The organism is Enterobacter sp. JJBC (assembly GCF_036936505.1).
Lineage (GTDB): Bacteria > Pseudomonadota > Gammaproteobacteria > Enterobacterales > Enterobacteriaceae > Enterobacter > Enterobacter hormaechei_C.
Genome location: NZ_CP136935.1, coordinates 3305109 through 3320727 on the forward strand (window position 1 = coordinate 3305109; position 15619 = coordinate 3320727).

Below are 15619 nucleotides of genomic sequence, written 5' to 3' on the forward strand. Positions count from 1 at the left end.
AATTACGGCCTTGTAGTAGAAGCAGAATTAACAAACCACTGCTGGATGTTACCCATCGCGGAGTGCGAGGTATCCAGAATCGGCTGCGGATAGAAGCCCAACAGCACCAGCAGTACGACCAGCAGCAGGATGATGAACAGCTCTCGCAGCGACATCCCCGGCAATTCTTGTGCAGCAATTTCACTCTTCGCTTTACCGAAGTAAGCGCGGTGCAGCATCGCCAGCGAGTACACGGAGGCAAACACCAGACCAAAGGTGGAGATGACGGTGATCGTCGGTACCACGTTGAAGCTGCCGAACAGGATCATAAACTCGCCGACGAAGTTACCGGTACCCGGCATACCCAGAGTCGCCACCGCGAAGAACATCGAGAGCGCCGGCAGCCATTTCATTTTGCCCCACAGACCGCCCATCATACGCATGTCGCGGGTATGGAGACGTTCGTACAGCTGACCACACAGGATGAAGAGACCGGCAGCGGACAGGCCGTGCGCAATCATCTGGATCACCGCGCCCTGGTACGCCAGCTGGCTGCCGGTGTAGATGGCAATCAGCACGAAGCCCATGTGGGAAACGGAGGTGTAAGCAATCAGACGTTTGATGTCGTACTGCGTGAAGGCCATCCATGCACCGTAGAAGATACCGATCACGCCCAGCCACATGGCAATCGGCGCGAACTCTGCGGAGGCGTTCGGGAACAGCGGCAGGGAGAAACGCAGCAGACCGTAAGCCGCGGTTTTCAGCAAGATACCCGCCAGGTCAACGGAACCTGCCGTTGGCGCCTGAGAGTGCGCGTCTGGCAGCCAGCCATGCAGCGGAACCACCGGCATTTTCACCGCGAAGGCGATAAAGAAGCCTAGCATCAGCAGGTATTCCACGCCGTGGGACATCGGGGTCTTCAGCAGGTTTTCGTAGTTGAAGGTCCAGACACCGGTCGCGTTGTAATGCACAAACACCAGCGCCAGGATGGCAATCAACATCACCAGACCACTCGCCTGGGTGTAGATGAAGAACTTGGTGGCCGCCGTGATACGCGTTTTACCGTCGGACGCCTTATGGCCCCACAGCGCGATCAGGAAGTACATCGGCACCAGCATCATCTCCCAGAAGAAGAAGAACAGGAACATGTCGATGGCCAGGAACACGCCGATCACGCCGCCCAGGATCCACATCAGGTTCAGGTGGAAGAAGCCCTGGTATTTTTCGATTTCTCGCCAGGAGCAAAGTACCGCCAGAACGCCGAGCAGACCGGTCAGCACGACCATCAGCAGCGACAGACCGTCAATCGCCAGGTGGATCGTGATACCGAAACGTGGGATCCACGGCAGAATGAACTCAGACTGCCACTGCGGAAGGCCCGCAGACTGGGTCAGTGAGTAGCCACCCTGCAACCACAGTTGCAGGCCAAGCGCGAGCGTCAATCCCATGGTGATCAGCGCGATCCAGCGCGGCATCTTCACGCCAAAGCGTTCGGTCTGCCAGCACAGGAAGCCGCCGATGAAGGGAATTAATATTAGCCAGGGTAGTAACATGGCGATTTACATTCCTTTTTAAGGCCCCCAGCAGGGGCCTGATTTTCAACGAATTCGAATAAAATTCACTTTACGATCAACGCAACACCATCAGCAGCGCCAGCACGACAACCGCACCGATGCTCATGGACGCCACATACCAGCGCAGATAACCGTTCTCGCTAAACAGCAGGCCTTTACCTGCAAAGCGAGAGAGGATCGCCGGGATATTCATCAGGCTGTTCAGTGGATCGCGCTTCAGCAGCCACGCAATGCCCAGGAACGGCTTCACGAAGATCATGTCGTACAGCCAGTCGAAGCCCCACGCGTTGTACCACCAGGTGCCCAGCAGACGGCCCGGCGCGCTGTTGGCAACGGCAGTTACCAGCGTGCGTTTGCCCAGCCACAGCCATGCGGCAATCAGGATGCCCGCTATAGCCACTACGCCGGAGGTGATTTCAAGCGTCAGAACGCGACCGTGCTCAAGCTCGGTTGTTGCCGGCAGTACACCCTGCAACGGTGGCACAATCATCGCGCCAACGAAGGTGGACAGGACCAGCAGCACAATCAGCGGCAGGTGGTGGGTAATCCCCTTCCCTGCGTGAGCGTGAATTTGTTCTTTACCGTGGAAGACGATGAAAATCATACGGAAGGTGTACAGGGAGGTCATGAACGCACCGACCAGACCCGCAACCATCAGATTGATATGACCATTCGCCATGGCGCCCGCAAGGATTTCGTCCTTACTGAAGAAGCCCGCGGTAATCAGCGGCAGTGCCGCCAGCGCCGCGCCGCCCACCAGGAAGCAGACATAGACCAGCGGGATGGACTTACGCAGTCCGCCCATTTTGAAGATGTTCTGCTCGTGGTGGCAGGCCAGGATCACCGAACCGGATGAGAGGAACAGCAGCGCTTTAAAGAACGCGTGCGTCATCAGGTGGAAAATGGCCGCATCCCACGCCTGAACGCCCAGCGCCAGGAACATGTAACCAATCTGGCTCATGGTGGAGTACGCGAGAACGCGTTTGATGTCGGTCTGCACCAGCGCGGCAAAGCCTGCCAGCACCAGCGTAACCGCACCGACAATACCCACCAGATGCAGAATTTCCGGAGTCATCAGGAACAGGCCATGGGTACGCGCAATCAGGTAGACACCGGCGGTAACCATGGTCGCGGCGTGGATCAGCGCGGAGACAGGGGTTGGACCCGCCATCGCGTCGGCCAGCCATGTCTGCAACGGCAGCTGCGCGGATTTACCCACGGCGCCACCCAGCAGCATCAGCGTTGCCCACCACAGCATGTTGTTGCCTGCTTCGAAGTGCGCCGGCGCCAGTTCCACCATTTCGCGGAAGTTCAGCGTGCCCAGTTCGTTGTAGAGAATGAACAGCGCGAAAGCGAGGAAGACGTCACCCACGCGGGTCACGACGAACGCTTTCATGGCCGCTGCGCCATTCTTCGGATCGGTGTAGTAGAAACCGATCAGCAGGTAAGAGCACAGACCCACGCCTTCCCAGCCCAGATACATCAGCAGCAGGTTATCGGCCAGCACCAGAACCACCATGCTGGCGATAAACAGGTTGGTGTAGGCGAAGAAGCGGGAGTATCCCTCTTCACCGCGCATGTACCAGGAGGCGAACATGTGGATCAGGAAGCCGACGCCGGTGACCACGGAGAGCATGGTCAGAGACAGACCATCCAGCACCAGGTTGAAACCGATGTTGAAGTTACCGACCGACATCCAGTTCCACAGCGGTACGCTGTAGGCCTGACGTCCATTGTTAAAGAAGTCGATACCCGCATACGCTGTGACCAGCGCAGCCAGGCCGATAGAGCCAATGCCCACGGTGGCAGACAGATTCTCAGACCAGCGGCCGCGAGAAAACGCCAGCAGCACGAAGCCAATCAGCGGAAAAATAATGGTTAAGGCAAGCATGTTCATCCACGCAACTCACTTACTGAATCGATGTTCAGGTTCTGGCGGCGACGATGGAGCTGTAGCAACAGCGCCAGGCCAATACTCGCTTCAGCAGCCGCGAGGCTGATGGCGAGAATGTACATCACCTGACCATCGGTCTGGCCCCAGTAGCTGCCGGCGACCACAAAGGCCAGCGCGGAAGCGTTGATCATGATTTCCAGACCGATCAGCATAAACAGCAGATTGCGGCGGATAACCAGACCGGTTAAGCCCAGAACGAATAAAATCGCAGCGAGGATCAGTCCATGTGTTAAGGGGATCATGCGCGTTCCTCCGTTTTTCTTTTCGCGCGGTCGTCAGTGCGGTTGCTCAGCACCTCGCCGACACGCTCTTCGCGGCCAACGTGGAAGGCCACAACCAGACCCGCCAGCAGCAGCATCGAGGCCAGCTCAACCGCCAGAACGTACGGACCAAACAGGGTGATACCCACGGCTTTCGCGCTGATTGGCGTCCCGTCGATACCCTGGTCGTTGACGCCCAGAATGGCGTAAACAATCACCGCCAGCATGATGGCCGACAGAATCGCCGGGCCAATCCACACCTGCGGTTTTAACCACTGACGTTCCTGCTCAATTTCAGAGCCGCCCAGGTTGAGCATCATCACCACGAACACGAACAGCACCATGATGGCCCCGGCGTAGACGATGATTTCCAGCGCACCGGCGAAGTGCGCGCCCAGCGCAAAGAACACCCCGGAAATAGCCAGCAGCGAGATGATTAAATACAGCAGCGCATGCACCGGATTGGTGTGCGTGATCACTCGCAGCGTAGCCAGGATGGCGATAAGGCCACAGATATAAAAAGCGAATTCCATTGCCCTCTCCTTACGGTAACAGGCTCTTGACGTCGATAGGCTTAGCTTCGTTCTCTGCTTCGCCTTTATCTTTGCCGTCGATTGCCATACCCGCCATCCGGTAGAAGTTATATTCCGGGTATTTGCCCGGACCGGAAATCAGCAGATCCTCTTTCTCGTACACCAGATCCTGACGCTTGTACTCACCCAGCTCAAAGTCTGGAGTCAGCTGAATCGCCGTGGTTGGGCACGCTTCTTCACACAGACCGCAGAAAATGCAGCGTGAGAAGTTGATGCGGAAGAACTCAGGATACCAGCGGCCGTCTACCGTCTCTGCTTTTTGCAGAGAGATACAGCCCACCGGACACGCTACCGCACACAGGTTACAGGCAACGCAACGCTCGGAACCGTCCGGGTCGCGCGTCAGCACGATACGTCCACGGTAGCGCGGCGGCAGATATACCGGCTCTTCCGGGTACATCCGGGTTTCGCGTTTGGCAAACGCATGCAGGCCGATCATCCAGATACTGCGTACCTGGGTGCCGAAACCTACTAATAATTCTTTTAAGGTCATGATCTCAAAGCCCCTTATGGCTGCTGCCAGAGAATGACAGCCGCCGTTACCAACAAGTTGACGAGCGTCAGCGGCAGGCACACTTTCCAGCCGAAGGACATTACCTGGTCATAACGCGGACGCGGTAACGCTGCGCGAATCAAAATGAACATCATCATGAAGAACGCGGTTTTCAGCGCGAACCAGATGAACGGCGGTAAGAACGGGCCATGCCAGCCACCAAAGAACAGCGTTACCATCAACGCCGAAATGGTGACGATACCGATGTACTCGCCCACGAAGAACAGACCGAACTTCATACCGGAATATTCAATGTGGTAACCGTCGGCCAGTTCCTGTTCGGCTTCTGGCTGGTCAAACGGGTGACGGTGACACACCGCCACGCCCGCGATGGCAAAGGTAATAAACCCAAAGAACTGCGGGATAACGTTCCAGATGTCGGCCTGGTTGTTGACGATGTCGGTCATGTTAAATGAACCGGCCTGCGCCACCACGCCCATCAGGGAGAGACCCAGGAACACTTCGTAGCTCAGCGTCTGCGCGGAAGCACGCATCGCACCCAGCAGCGAGTATTTGTTGTTACTGGACCAGCCTGCGAACAGCACCGCGTAGACCGCGAGGCCTGCCATCATCAGGAAGAACAGAATGCCGATGTTCAGGTCAGCGACCACCCAGGTCGGGCTGACCGGAACGATAGCAAACGCCAGCAGCAGCGAGGTGAAGGCGATCATCGGCGCCAGCGTAAAGATCACGCGGTCCGAGAAGCGCGGAACCCAGTCCTCTTTAAAGAACATCTTGATCATGTCCGCGACCAGCTGGAGTGAACCACCCCAGCCCACGCGGTTCGGTCCGTAACGGTTCTGGAACAGACCGAGCAGACGACGTTCACCAAAGCTCATGAACGCGCCGCAGGTGACGACCACCAGCAGAATCACAACCGCTTTCAGAATGCTCAGCAGGATGTCGATAAGATCCGGCGTTAACCAACTCATGCTTTTGCCTCCTGAAGGTTATCAAGATGCGCACCCGCCAGGACCGGCGCGATGCCAGGCATACCCATCGGCAGACCCACCTGCCCTGCTGACAGGCGTTCAGAAATAATCAGCGGCAGGCTGATTGTCTGGCCGTCGTAGCTAAAGGCAATGTTCGCACCCGCGTTAACGCCAAGCTTCGCGGCATCCGCCGGGTTGAGCTTGATGTACGGCTGCGGCATACGCTGCTGGAATACCGGAGAACGCTGGGACATTTCGTCGCTACCGAACAGATGGTAGTACGGTGCAATGCGCCAGTGACCTTCCTGCGCCTGGAAGCTCGCCGGAACGGTGGTGAAGAAGTCCAGACCGGTTTCGGAGGCTTCAATCAGACGCACGCCTGGATCGCCGTGGCGCAGGTGACCGCCCACTTCAGCCTGGAATTTGTTCCATGCCTGCGGGGAGTTCCAGCCCGGTGCCCATGCAAACGGGATTTGCGAACGCGGCGCAGACGGCTGGTTGTTCCCTTCCATCGAGAAGGCGAACATGGTGTCTTTATCCTGCGGCTGACGCGGTTCGTGCACGCTGATGTTGGCGCGCATCGCGGTACGACCGCTGTAGCGGTGCGGCTCACGCGCCAGTTTCTGGCCGCGAATGCGGAAGCTTGCGTCCGGCGCGGCATCTTTAATACCCGCCAGCTGAGGCAGTTTCTCAACAACCGCGTCGATAACGTGGTCGAGCTGCGTCCAGTCCACTTCACGGCTCTGCACGGTGCTGTGCAGAGAGTGCAGCCAGCGCCAGCTTTCCAGCATCACGGTGTTGCTGTCGTAGTAGGCCGGGTCATAAACCTGGAAGAAACGCTGTGCGCGGCCTTCGTTGTTGATAACCGTACCATCGCTTTCTGCGAAGCTTGCCGCAGAGAGTACGAGATGCGCTTTGTCCATGATCGCGGTGCGCTGATGGTCGATAACCATCACCAGCGGCGCTCTGGAGAGCGCGGCGTCAACGCGAGCGGCAGAAGCGTGGCGATGCAGGTCATTTTCCAGCACCACAACGGCGTCAGCGGCACCGGATTCCAGTTCGCTTAACGCGTCTTCCAGCGAGCCGCCGCCAATCATACCCAGACCGATGCTGTTCACCGCACGGGCAATCATGGTCACACCAACGTCAGCGCCGCGGCCCTTCAGGGCTTTGGCAACGTTCGCTGCGGCCTGAATGATTTCAGCGCTACCGGCGTTGGTACCGGAAATAATCAGCGGTTTCTTCGCCCCCGCCAGCGCCTGAACAATCACGTCGACCTTGTTTTGCAGGTCGCGATCCAGTTCAACGGCCGGCGAGTTGCTGTCCAGCGCGTGGGCAATGGCAAATCCGAGGCGCGCCTGATCTTCAACCGGCGCGCAGTAGGTCCACGCTGCGATATCGTCCAGACGGGTGTTGTCGACGTTAGTCACAAAAAGAGGATGCTTCGCGCGCTGGCCGATGTTGAGGATGGCCGCAATCTGCCAGTCAGCCACTTTCTGCGCCGCTGCCATTTCACGTGCTTTGCCTTTCACCGCCTGACGAACCGCCAGGGCCGCGCGTGCGCCAGTCTGCGTCAGATCTTCACCCAGCACCAGAACCGCATCATAAGATTCGATTTCGCGCAGCGCAGGCGTGTGAATGCCGCCTTCACGCAGCACTTTCAGTACCAGCTGGAGACGTTCCTGCTCGCCCTGGGCGATACCGGTGTAGAAGTTTTCCGCCCCAACCAGCTCGCGCAGCGCGAAGTTGCTTTCGATGCTGGCGCGCGGGGAGCCAATGCCGATCACTTTCTTCGACTGACGCAGAATATCTGCCGCGCCCTGCATCGCCTGCTCAGCGTTGAGGGTAATGACGTCATCGCCACGGCGCTGAACCGGCTGACGCGGACGGTCTTTCAGGTTCACATAGCCATAGCCGAAACGACCGCGGTCGCAGAGGAAGTAGTGGTTAACGGTACCGTTGTAACGGTTTTCGATACGACGCAGTTCGCCGTAACGTTCACCCGGGCTGGTGTTACAGCCAAGGGAGCACTGCTGGCAGATGCTTGGCGCAAACTGCATGTCCCATTTACGGTTGTAACGTTCAGAGTGGGTTTTATCCGTGAATACGCCGGTCGGACAGATTTCTACCAGGTTACCGGAGAATTCACTTTCAAGCGTACCGTCTTCCGGACGACCGAAGTAAACGTTGTCATGCGCGCCATACACGCCCAGATCCTGACCGTCTGCATAATCTTTGTAGTAACGCACGCAGCGGTAGCAGGCGATGCAGCGGTTCATTTCGTGAGAGATGAACGGCCCCAGATCCTGGTTACGGTGGGTACGTTTGGTAAAGCGATAGCGACGGAAGCTGTGACCGGTCATGACGGTCATATCCTGAAGGTGGCAGTTACCGCCCTCCTCACACACCGGACAGTCGTGCGGGTGGTTGGTCATCAACCACTCCACCACGCTTTCACGGAACTGTTTGGCTTCTTCGTCATCAATCGAAATAAAGGTGCCTTCGGCGGCTGGCGTCATACAGGACATCACCAGGCGACCACGCGTGTCTTCCGCGTTTTGATATTGCTTCACCGCACACTGGCGGCAAGCACCGACGCTGCCCAGCGCCGGATGCCAGCAAAAGTACGGAATATCGAGGCCAAGAGACAGACAAGCTTCCAGCAGGTTGTCCGCCCCGTTGACTTCGTATTCTTTGCCGTCTACATGAATCGTAGCCATTAGCATGCTTCCAGTTGGCTCGGCCGAAACCGAGCGTTAATCAAAATTCTGTTTTTACCAGCGCGCTTTCAGCAGGTTCGGCTGAATACCATTGATCGAATGGGTATTGCTGAACGGCTGCTTGATGCCTGCTTCGAATTCGTCGCGGAAATATTTAATCGCGCTTTGCAGCGGCTCGACGGCGCCCGGTGCGTGGGCACAGAAGGTTTTACCCGGTCCTAAGAATCGACACAGTTGCTCAAGTGTCTCGATATCGCCAGGCTGGCCTTCGCCACGTTCGATAGCACGCAGGATCTTCACGCTCCACGGCAGACCATCACGGCACGGTGTGCACCAGCCGCAGGACTCGCGGGCGAAGAACTCTTCCAGGTTACGCACCAGGGATACCATGCCGATCTCGTGGTCGACGGCCATCGCCAGCGCGGTACCCAGACGGCTACCTGCTTTACCAATGCTTTCGAACTCCATTGGCAGGTCAAGGTGGGCTTCGGTCAGGAAGTCCGTCCCTGCCCCACCCGGCTGCCAGGCTTTGAATTTCAGGCCATCGCGCATGCCGCCGGCGTAGTCTTCAAGAATTTCGCGGGCGGTGGTACCGAACGGCAGTTCCCAGACGCCAGGATTTTTCACGCGGCCGGAGAAGCCCATCAGCTTGGTACCGGCATCTTTACTTGAGGAGATGCCCTGATACCACTCCACGCCGTTGGCGAGGATAGCCGGAACGTTACACAGGGTTTCGACGTTGTTCACACAGGTCGGTTTACCCCACACGCCGGAGCTTGCCGGGAACGGCGGCTTGGAACGCGGGTTCGCACGGCGGCCTTCCAGGGAGTTAATCAGCGCGGTCTCTTCACCGCAGATATAACGCCCTGCACCGGTGTGCACGAACAGCTCGAAGTCAAACCCGGTGCCCAGGATGTTTTTACCCAGCAGTCCCGCTTCGGTGGCTTCGGCAATCGCGCGACGCAGGTTTTCCGCCGCTTCGATGTATTCGCCGCGCAGGAAGATGTAGCCACGGTACGCTTTCAGCGCGAACGCGGAGATCAGCATGCCTTCCACCAGCAGGTGCGGCAGCTGTTCCATCAGCAGACGGTCTTTATAGGTACCCGGCTCCATTTCATCGGCGTTACACAGCAGGTAACGGATGTTCATGGATTCATCTTTCGGCATCAGGCTCCACTTCAGACCGGTGGAGAAGCCCGCACCACCGCGGCCTTTCAGGCCAGACTCTTTCACCGCGTTAACGATGTCGTCCGGCGCCATGCCGCCAAGGGCTTTACGCGCACCGGCATAGCCGTTTTTGCTCTGATATTCGTCGAGCCATACCGGCTGTTTGTCATCACGCAGACGCCAGGTCAGCGGATGCGTCTCAGCAGTACGAATTACAGTTTTCATTTGTACTGCTCCAGCAGGTCAGGAATCGCTTCCGGCGTCAGATAGCTGTGAGTGTCCTCATCAATCATCATGGTCGGCCCCTTGTCGCAGTTACCCAGGCAGCAGGTTGGCAGCAGAGTAAAGCGTCCGTCGAAGGTGGTCTGGCCCGGCTTGATATTGAGTTTCTTCTCAATCGCAGCCTGAATGCCCTGATAACCGGTGATGTGGCAGACCACGCTGTCACAGTAGCGGATCACATGGCGGCCTACCGGCTGACGGAAGATCTGGCTGTAGAACGTGGCTACGCCTTCTACGTCACTTGCCGGAATGCCCAGCACTTCTGCGATCGCATAGATCGCCCCATCCGGCACCCAACCACGCTGTTTCTGTACGATTTTCAGCGCTTCAATGGACGCCGCACGCGGGTCTTCGTAGTGGTGCATCTCGTGCTCAATGGCGGCACGCTCTGCTTCACTCAGCTCAAAAGCCTCGGTTTGTGGTTGTTGATTCTCGTGCATAATTAGCGGTCCACATCTGACATAACAAAATCGATACTACCCAGATACACAATCAGGTCGGAGACCAGACTGCCGCGAATGGCGGCCGGGATCTGCTGCAAGTGCGCGAAGCTTGGCGTACGCACGCGGGTGCGGTAGCTCATGGTGCTGCCGTCGCTGGTGAGGTAGTAGCTGTTGATACCCTTGGTCGCTTCAATCATCTGGAAGGATTCCTGTGCCGGCATGACCGGGCCCCAGGAAACTTGCAGGAAGTGGGTGATCAGGGTCTCGATATGTTGCAGCGTGCGCTCTTTCGGTGGCGGCGTCGTCAGCGGGTGATCCGCCTTGAACGGGCCTTCCGGCATGTTGTTGAGGCACTGCTCAAGGATGCGCAGGCTCTGGCGCAGCTCTTCCACTTTCAACATCACGCGGGTGTAGCAGTCGGAAACACCGCCGCCAACCGGGACTTCAAAGTCGAAGTTCTCGTAACCAGAGTAAGGACGCGCTTTACGCACGTCGAAATCAATCCCGGTCGCACGCAGGCCAGCACCGGTAGTCCCCCACTCCAGCGCTTCTTTCGCGCCGTAGGCAGCAACGCCCTGGGAACGGCCTTTCAGGATGGAGTTACGCAGCGCGGCTTTCTCGTAAGACGCCAGACGTTTCGGCATCCAGTCGAGGAATTCACGCAGCAGACGGTCCCAACCGCGCGGCAGATCGTGCGCCACACCACCAATACGGAACCAGGCTGGGTGCATACGGAAACCGGTAATCGCTTCCACCAGATCGTAGATTTTCTGACGGTCGGTAAAGGCGAAGAAGACCGGCGTCATCGCGCCGACGTCCTGAATGAACGTGGAGATGTACAGCAGGTGGCTGTTAATACGGAACAGTTCAGACAGCATTACGCGAATCACGTTAACGCGATCCGGGACGGTGATGCCTGCCAGTTTCTCAACGGCCAGCACGTATGGCATTTCGTTCACGCAGCCGCCGAGGTATTCGATACGGTCGGTATACGGAATGTAGCTGTGCCAGGACTGACGTTCGCCCATCTTCTCGGCACCACGATGGTGGTAGCCGATGTCAGGGACGCAGTCGACAATCTCTTCGCCGTCAAGCTGAAGGATGATACGGAACGCACCGTGCGCAGAGGGGTGATTTGGACCCAGGTTGAGGAACATGAAGTCCTCGTTTTCGGTGCCGCGCTTCATGCCCCAGTCTTCCGGCTTGAAGGTCAGCGCTTCCATCTCCAGATCCTGCTTGGCTTTGGTTAGCTCAAACGGGTCGAATTCGGTGGCGCGTGCCGGGTAGTCTTTACGCAGCGGGTGGCCGGTCCAGGTCTGCGGCATCATGATGCGCGTCAGATGCGGGTGGCCGTCGAAGGTCATGCCGAACATTTCCCAGGTTTCACGCTCGTACCAGTTGGCGTTCGGGAAAAGTTTGGTGATCGTCGGCAGATGCATGTCGTTTTCAGACAATGCCACCTTGAGCATGATATCCGTGTTGCGGTCTATTGAGATCAGGTGGTAGAAAACGGAAAAATCCGCGGCAGGGAGACCCTGGCGGTGCGTTCTCAGACGTTCGTCCATGCCGTGTAAGTCAAACAGCATGACGTAAGGTTTTGGCAATTTCTTGAGGAAATCGACAACTTCCAGTAATTGCTCACGCTTCACCCAAACAACGGGTACCCCGGTGCGGGTGGCCTGAACAGTAAAGGCATCCGGCCCAAAACGGTTGCGCAGTTCGCCAATGACCGGGTCATCGAGATGATCCCGAGTCTGCCAGGCGGCTTCTTGCGCGGTTAAGTCGGTCATATTGTTCACCATTGCAAATGGTCCGTGGTGACTGTTAAGCCTGGCTTCGCGCTATTTGAGTAGTGATATGCGAAGGTGTTCTCCAGGCCCACAGGCGCAAATTAAATTTCGTCAGGCGTACGCAGGTTGGTGACGGCAATACGTTCACCACGTTTACGCTCGCGCTCAGACTGCATGTTCGCGCGATAGACACCCTGATCGCCAACAACCCATGAAAGCGGGCGGCGTTCTTTACCAATTGACTCCTGGAGCAGCATCAGCGCCTGCATATAGGCCTCTGGACGCGGCGGGCAACCCGGGATGTACACATCCACCGGAATGAACTTATCAACGCCCTGCACAACGGAATAAATGTCGTACATACCGCCGGAGTTTGCACATGCGCCCATGGAGATAACCCATTTTGGCTCCAGCATCTGGTCATAAAGACGCTGAATAACCGGTGCCATCTTGGTAAAGCAGGTCCCTGCCACCACCATCAGGTCAGCCTGACGCGGAGAAGCACGCAGTACCTCGGCCCCAAAACGCGCAACGTCATGCACCGCAGTGAATGACGTCACCATTTCAACGTAGCAGCAAGAAAGGCCAAAGTTGTATGGCCAGATGGAGTTCTTACGACCCCAGTTGACCATGTCGTGCATGGCATGTTCGAGCTTGCCCATGTACACGCTTTTGTTGACTTCTTGCTCCAGGGGGTCGGTTACGATCTCCTGTTTTTGCAGGGGGTAACGGTCATTCTCACCGTTAGGATCTATGCGGGTGAGCGTATAATCCATCTTATTGCCTCGCTGTTACTGCTGACGATTAGAGATACTGTTTTCCGGGTTGATGTGTTCACGGCGTGAACGCACAGGTGTCCAGTCCAGCGCGCCAATACGCACCAGATAAACCAGACCGGCCAGTAACACTAAAATGAAAATTGCGGCCTCGACAAAGCCCACCCAACCACTTTCGCGAATGGAGGTAGACCACGCGAAGAGGTAAAGCGCTTCCACGTCAAAAATGACGAAGAACATGGCTACCAGGTAAAACTTGGCAGACAGGCGTAAGCGAGCGGTACCTACTGAATCAATACCTGATTCGAAAGGTGTGTTTTTGTGCCTTGCGCGGGCGCGACCGCCCAGGAACCAGCCGCCGACTAACATCAGGCAGCACAGGCCAATGGCTACAATAAGAAAGATTGCGAATGCCCAGTGATGAGCGATGACTTCTGTGGATGTTGACATACTCATTGCTTACTCATCAAAAGTGATACCGACGACACTGCTCTTGCTGGCAGATGGGCATCACATCGATTCATGGGGAGGAACAAAATAACCTTACACTAACTGTCAGAAATGAGACATAGACAGCAAAATGATGGGGTTTTTTACTCCTTTCTATAACCTTTTGTCAACTTTAACAAAGGTTTCTTCACATTAAATTACAACGTGCGATTCTCATTAACATTTGGTGCCCTTTAACCCTGGTGGGTACATGACTTTCCGTCAAATGCATCTTGTTGAATCGTGTCCGTTTTGGAAGTAAAAAAAATAACCCTCCTATTTTGACAGGATTTGCCAACGATTCCTCCCCCCAAATGGGAGTATTTTCTTGATCTGAGACACGCTTTTGTTAATTCAATCAAAAAAACAGCAACATATTTCCTGTTTTTTTAACATCGGTGGGGTATGAGGTAAGTTAGAACAGGTCTTGTTTACATCTTAATCAAAAGCATTTTCTGCATTGATAAATAAGCGGTATTTGCTTTATCCCTGTTCCGCCCGCGGTTATGAATAGCAAAAAAAACCACTCGCAGGAAAAAATCATGCGAGTGGCTCTTTTTTGCACTTACATTTTGTTACGAGAATTTTGAGGGAATGATCACTCAAAATCCCCTTCCACGATCAGGGAGTCATCCCCTCCTTCGGGAGTAACAGCCGCGTACTGCCATGGATTGTGGTAGTTTTCCATTGCCTCGAATACCACTTTTGCCAGCTCGTTGTTGCTGGCAGCGTTATGGCACAGCAGGTACTCCGTATCCGGCAACGACGGGAGTCCCTCGGATTGACCCAGCACACGCAGATCGGGGCTCATCATTTCCACCGGACGGGCCGTTACGCCAAGCCCAGCCTTCACCGCCGCTCGCACTGCCGGCAAGGTTGACGCCACGTACGCCAGGCGCCATGGAATACTGGCTTCGTTGAGTGCTGCCAGCACCATATCGCGGAACGGACTGGGATCATCCAGCAGGACCAGGGGTATCGGCTCACCTTTCTGCAATACATACTCCGCGGCACAGTACCAGTGCGTTGGAGAAGTACGCAGCGTCAGGCTGTCAAACTGGCCAGGTCGATGCGTGGTGACCACCAGGTCAACCTCGTTTTCTGTCAGCATCTCAACCATGAAGGCATTGCGTTTAACGCTAACGTCCAGGGCAAGCTTCGGATAAACCGAGCTAATTCGGTTGAGAAGGAAGGGTAAAATGGTATCTGCTGATTCATCTGACGCCCCTAATGTTAACACTCCCTGAAGGTTGCTAAACATTAATGACATACAGGCTTCATCATTAAAGCGCAGTATCTTTCTGGCATAACCCAGAAGCTGAATACCATGTTCTGTTAAAAGCTTATTACGTCCATGACGCGCAAAAAGCTCTTTACCAACCAGTTGTTCCAGCCGCTGCATTTGCTGACTCACGGCGGACTGGGTACGGCAAACGGCGGCAGCAGCTGCTGCAAAAGTGTTGAGATCGGCGACCGCAACAAACGTTCTCAGCAGATCGAGGTCGAGATTCATTATCGGACGATTTGCATTTATCATATCTTTTCACTTTCAGGTTGCTCGTGCGGAGCTGCCCGGGTTGAAGCTGTGTGTAACAGTTAAGCAATTCCTTCTGAAGAGTTTCCCTCGCATCCCGGCCCGGCAGACTGCCTGACAGATAGTTATTGTACTGCGGTATATCACCAGTCAGAAATCACGTTTCATGACGTTATTTTTATTCTCTTGCGTCCAGGATATTTCGTTGTTTGCAGGTCGATGTAAATACCATAAAGAGTAAGACATGTTTTCTGCCATCTATATCGCAGCGTTGCCAGCGTAGCAAGATGTGACTTACCCAATCAGCCAGAGATAACTTTAACAATAACAATCGATTAATACAGAAAAGCAGAAGCCGATATACGTAACAGGCCTATCGCTATGCTGCATTCCCGAAACACATCTTAACCCAAATCCACTATATTTATAAGTCTTATTGCAATATTAAGGAGTTACCGCCAATGATAAGCAACTACACTCTTTTTATTAAAATTAACGAAAGTTGCATTTTCGTCGTTAATAATAAATAAAGTTTAATTTAGATTCAGGCCATTCATTAATAACCCTTAACAT

The 15619-nt window shown here is 55.5% G+C and carries 13 protein-coding genes; all 13 read right to left on the reverse strand.

Going from position 1 to position 15619, the window contains the following annotated elements:
* Positions 1–2 precede the first annotated feature (2 nt).
* On the reverse strand, positions 3–1532 hold the full coding sequence (gene nuoM, locus RY075_RS15860; protein WP_045896718.1) for an NADH-quinone oxidoreductase subunit M: 1530 nt from the start codon (positions 1530–1532) through the stop codon (positions 3–5).
* Positions 1533–1608: 76 nt separating this feature from the next.
* Positions 1609–3450: an NADH-quinone oxidoreductase subunit L gene (nuoL, locus tag RY075_RS15865; protein ID WP_003861497.1), complete on the reverse strand. Its 1842-nt coding sequence runs from the start codon at positions 3448–3450 to the stop codon at positions 1609–1611.
* On the reverse strand, positions 3447–3749 hold the full coding sequence (gene nuoK / locus RY075_RS15870; protein ID WP_003861496.1) for an NADH-quinone oxidoreductase subunit NuoK: 303 nt from the start codon (positions 3747–3749) through the stop codon (positions 3447–3449). Before nuoK ends, nuoL begins: the two co-directional genes overlap by 4 nt.
* Positions 3746–4300, reverse strand: a complete 555-nt coding sequence (gene nuoJ / locus RY075_RS15875; RefSeq protein ID WP_003861493.1) for an NADH-quinone oxidoreductase subunit J — start codon at positions 4298–4300, stop codon at positions 3746–3748. Before nuoJ ends, nuoK begins: the two co-directional genes overlap by 4 nt.
* A gap of 10 nt (positions 4301–4310) precedes the next feature.
* The gene (nuoI, locus tag RY075_RS15880; RefSeq protein ID WP_003861491.1) at positions 4311–4853 is read right to left on the reverse strand and encodes an NADH-quinone oxidoreductase subunit NuoI; all 543 of its coding nucleotides are present in this window, start codon (positions 4851–4853) and stop codon (positions 4311–4313) included.
* Between the two features lie 14 nt (positions 4854–4867).
* Complete coding sequence (gene nuoH / locus RY075_RS15885; RefSeq protein WP_003861490.1) at positions 4868–5845, reverse strand: NADH-quinone oxidoreductase subunit NuoH; 978 nt, start codon at positions 5843–5845, stop codon at positions 4868–4870.
* Positions 5842–8565: an NADH-quinone oxidoreductase subunit NuoG gene (gene nuoG, locus RY075_RS15890; RefSeq protein ID WP_003861488.1), complete on the reverse strand. Its 2724-nt coding sequence runs from the start codon at positions 8563–8565 to the stop codon at positions 5842–5844. The genes nuoH and nuoG overlap by 4 nt, the downstream gene beginning before the upstream one ends.
* A gap of 54 nt (positions 8566–8619) precedes the next feature.
* Positions 8620–9957, reverse strand: a complete 1338-nt coding sequence (nuoF, locus tag RY075_RS15895; protein ID WP_003861487.1) for an NADH-quinone oxidoreductase subunit NuoF — start codon at positions 9955–9957, stop codon at positions 8620–8622.
* Positions 9954–10454: an NADH-quinone oxidoreductase subunit NuoE gene (gene nuoE, locus RY075_RS15900; RefSeq protein ID WP_214596255.1), complete on the reverse strand. Its 501-nt coding sequence runs from the start codon at positions 10452–10454 to the stop codon at positions 9954–9956. The genes nuoF and nuoE overlap by 4 nt, the downstream gene beginning before the upstream one ends.
* A 2-nt stretch (positions 10455–10456) precedes the next feature.
* On the reverse strand, positions 10457–12259 hold the full coding sequence (gene nuoC, locus RY075_RS15905) for an NADH-quinone oxidoreductase subunit C/D (RefSeq protein ID WP_003861484.1): 1803 nt from the start codon (positions 12257–12259) through the stop codon (positions 10457–10459).
* Positions 12260–12348: 89 nt separating this feature from the next.
* Complete coding sequence (nuoB, locus tag RY075_RS15910) at positions 12349–13023, reverse strand: NADH-quinone oxidoreductase subunit NuoB (RefSeq protein ID WP_003861482.1); 675 nt, start codon at positions 13021–13023, stop codon at positions 12349–12351.
* Between the two features lie 15 nt (positions 13024–13038).
* The gene (gene nuoA / locus RY075_RS15915) at positions 13039–13479 is read right to left on the reverse strand and encodes an NADH-quinone oxidoreductase subunit NuoA (protein WP_003861475.1); all 441 of its coding nucleotides are present in this window, start codon (positions 13477–13479) and stop codon (positions 13039–13041) included.
* 631 nt (positions 13480–14110) lie between these two features.
* Positions 14111–15049, reverse strand: coding sequence for a transcriptional regulator LrhA (gene lrhA, locus RY075_RS15920; protein ID WP_003861473.1), 939 nt, complete (start codon positions 15047–15049; stop codon positions 14111–14113).
* Between the last annotated feature and the right edge of the window lie 570 nt (positions 15050–15619).

Bases quoted from the DNA above. Each gene is read 5' to 3' on its own strand.
- nuoA (WP_003861475.1), bottom strand. From the start codon at position 13,479: ATGAGTATGTCAACATCCACAGAAGTCATCGCTCATCACTGGGCATTC.
- nuoM (WP_045896718.1), bottom strand. From the start codon at position 1,532: ATGTTACTACCCTGGCTAATATTAATTCCCTTCATCGGCGGCTTCCTG.
- nuoG (WP_003861488.1), bottom strand. From the start codon at position 8,565: ATGGCTACGATTCATGTAGACGGCAAAGAATACGAAGTCAACGGGGCG.
- nuoI (WP_003861491.1), bottom strand. From the start codon at position 4,853: ATGACCTTAAAAGAATTATTAGTAGGTTTCGGCACCCAGGTACGCAGT.
- nuoJ (WP_003861493.1), bottom strand. From the start codon at position 4,300: ATGGAATTCGCTTTTTATATCTGTGGCCTTATCGCCATCCTGGCTACG.
- nuoK (WP_003861496.1), bottom strand. From the start codon at position 3,749: ATGATCCCCTTAACACATGGACTGATCCTCGCTGCGATTTTATTCGTT.
- nuoB (WP_003861482.1), bottom strand. From the start codon at position 13,023: ATGGATTATACGCTCACCCGCATAGATCCTAACGGTGAGAATGACCGT.
- nuoC (WP_003861484.1), bottom strand. From the start codon at position 12,259: ATGGTGAACAATATGACCGACTTAACCGCGCAAGAAGCCGCCTGGCAG.
- nuoF (WP_003861487.1), bottom strand. From the start codon at position 9,957: ATGAAAACTGTAATTCGTACTGCTGAGACGCATCCGCTGACCTGGCGT.
- lrhA (WP_003861473.1), bottom strand. From the start codon at position 15,049: ATGATAAATGCAAATCGTCCGATAATGAATCTCGACCTCGATCTGCTG.
- nuoL (WP_003861497.1), bottom strand. From the start codon at position 3,450: ATGAACATGCTTGCCTTAACCATTATTTTTCCGCTGATTGGCTTCGTG.
- nuoE (WP_214596255.1), bottom strand. From the start codon at position 10,454: ATGCACGAGAATCAACAACCACAAACCGAGGCTTTTGAGCTGAGTGAA.
- nuoH (WP_003861490.1), bottom strand. From the start codon at position 5,845: ATGAGTTGGTTAACGCCGGATCTTATCGACATCCTGCTGAGCATTCTG.